Source organism: Aurantimonas marianensis, from assembly GCF_024195285.1.
In the GTDB taxonomy this organism is placed as follows: domain Bacteria; phylum Pseudomonadota; class Alphaproteobacteria; order Rhizobiales; family Rhizobiaceae; genus Aurantimonas; species Aurantimonas marianensis.
On the sequence record NZ_JALHBS010000005.1, the window covers coordinates 1 to 2,409 of the forward strand.

Below are 2,409 nucleotides of genomic sequence, written 5' to 3' on the forward strand. Positions count from 1 at the left end.
CCGGGCCGTAGAGGTCCTGGATCGCGGCGAAATCGGCGAAGACCTTGGGGTACATCAGATAGGAGGCGAATTCCGGATCGCTCACCGGGCGCTCCAGCTTGGTTTCGATGGCGGCCCGCTCGGCATCGAGATCGGCCTCGCCGAGCAGCGAGCCGGGCCTGACGGTGATCGGCGTCTCGCCCTTCAGCACCTTCGCCTGGATATCCGCCGGCCAGCCAGACGGCGGCTGCCCGAGATCGCCATGCATCATCGCCACGACCGAATCGGGGACGGCGAGGTCCTTCTTCGGATCGAGCACGTCGGCGACGGTGAGATCCTGGCTGACCATCATCAGCGCCATGTCGCCGACGACCTTGGACGAGGGCGTCACCTTGACGATGTCGCCGAACATCCGGTTCACGTCGGCATAGGTCTGGGCGACCTGGTGCCAGCGCGCCTCGAGGCCGAGCGAGCGGGCCTGTTCCTTCAAATTGGTGAACTGCCCGCCGGGCATTTCATGCAGATAGACCTCGGAAGCCGGACCCTTGAGGTCGCTCTCGAAGGCCGCGTATTGCGCCCGGACCGCCTCCCAGTAGAAGGAAATCCGCCGGATCGCTTCGGCCGACAGGCCCGGATCGCGATCCGTGCCCTTCAGCGCCTCGACGATGGAGCCGAGGCATGGCTGCGTGGTGTTGCCGGAAAGGGCATCCATCGCCGCGTCGACGGCGTCGACGCCGGCCTCGATCGCGGCGAGCACGGTGGCGGCACCGATCCCGGAGGTGTCGTGGGTGTGGAAGTGGATCGGCAGATCGGTTTCCTCGCGCAACGTCTTGAACAGGACGCGCGCGGCGGCGGGCTTCAACAACCCCGCCATGTCCTTGATGCCGAGGATATGGGCGCCGGCCGCCTCCATCTCCTTGGCCAGCGACACGTAATATTTCAGGTCGTATTTGGCCCGATCCGGATCGAACAGGTCGCCGGTGTAGCAGATCGCCCCCTCGCAGAGCTTGCCGGCCTCGCACACGGCATCCATCGAGACCCGCATGTTCTCGACCCAGTTGAGGCAGTCGAACACCCGGAAGAGATCGACACCGCCCTTGGCCGCCTCGGCGACGAAGCGCTTGACGACATTGTCCGGGTAATTGGTGTAGCCGACGCCGTTCGAGCCGCGCAGCAGCATCTGGAGAAGGATGTTCGGCGCCTTCTCGCGGATCAGCGCGAGCCGCTCCCACGGATCCTCGGTGAGGAAGCGCATGGCGACGTCGAAGGTCGCGCCGCCCCAGCATTCGAGGCTGAGAAGCTGCGGCAGGGCGCGCGCATAGGCGTCGGCGATGGCGACGATGTCGTGGGTCCTGACGCGGGTCGCCAGCAGCGATTGCGGTCCGTCGCGCATCGTCGTGTCGGTGATCAGCACCTGCGGCTCGGCGCGCATCCACTCGGCGAAGGCCTTCGGACCGAGGGCGTCGAATCTCTGGCGGGTGCCGTCGACGATCGGCGCCTTGAACAGCGGCGGCACCGGGGCGACCTGGCCCTCAGTGGGGCGGGGCCGGTGTTTCGTCTCCGGATGGCCGTTGACCGAGACGTCGGCGAGATAGGTCAAGAGCTTGGTGGCGCGGTCGCGGCGCTTGACCTGGCTGAACAGCGCCGGCGTGTCGTCGATGAATTTGGTCGTGTAGGAATTGTCGCGGAACTTCTCGTGGCCGATGATCGCCTCGAGGAAGGTCAGGTTGGTCGCCACGCCGCGAATGCGGAACTCGCGCAGCGCCCGGTCCATGCGGGCGATCGCCTCCTGCGGCGTCGGCGCCCAGGCCGTCACCTTTTCCAAGAGCGGATCGTAAAAGCGCGTGATGACGGCGCCCGAATAGGCGGTGCCGCCATCGAGGCGGATGCCGAAACCCGTGGCGCCACGATAGGCCGTGATCCGGCCATAGTCGGGAATGAAGTTCTGTTCCGGATCCTCGGTGGTGATGCGGCACTGCAGGGCATGGCCGTTGAGCTTGATGTCCTCCTGACGCGGCACGCCCGATTCCGGCGTGCCGATCGCGGCGCCGTCGAGTATGTGGATCTGCGCCTTGACGATGTCGATGCCGGTCACCTCCTCGGTGACGGTGTGCTCGACCTGGACGCGCGGATTGACCTCGATGAAGTAGACGGCGTCGGTGTCGGCATCCATCAGGAACTCGACCGTGCCGGCGCCGACATAGCTGGTGGCGTCGGCGAGCTGGCGGGCGTATCCGGCGATTTCGCGCCGCTGGGCGTCGTTCAGATACGGCGCGGGCGCGCGCTCGACGACCTTCTGGTTGCGGCGCTGGATCGAGCAGTCGCGCTCGAACAGATCGACGACGTTGCCGTGGGTATCGCCGAGAATCTGCACTTCGACATGACGGGCGCGCTCGACGAGTTTTTCGAGATAGACCTCGTCCTTGCCGA

At 66.1% G+C, this 2,409-nt stretch carries 1 protein-coding gene; it reads right to left on the reverse strand.

Annotation, left to right across the window (positions count from 1 at the left end):
- On the reverse strand, positions 1-2,409 hold a 2,409-nt coding region (gene pyc / locus MJ956_RS00810; protein ID WP_253962586.1), incomplete at both ends, for a pyruvate carboxylase.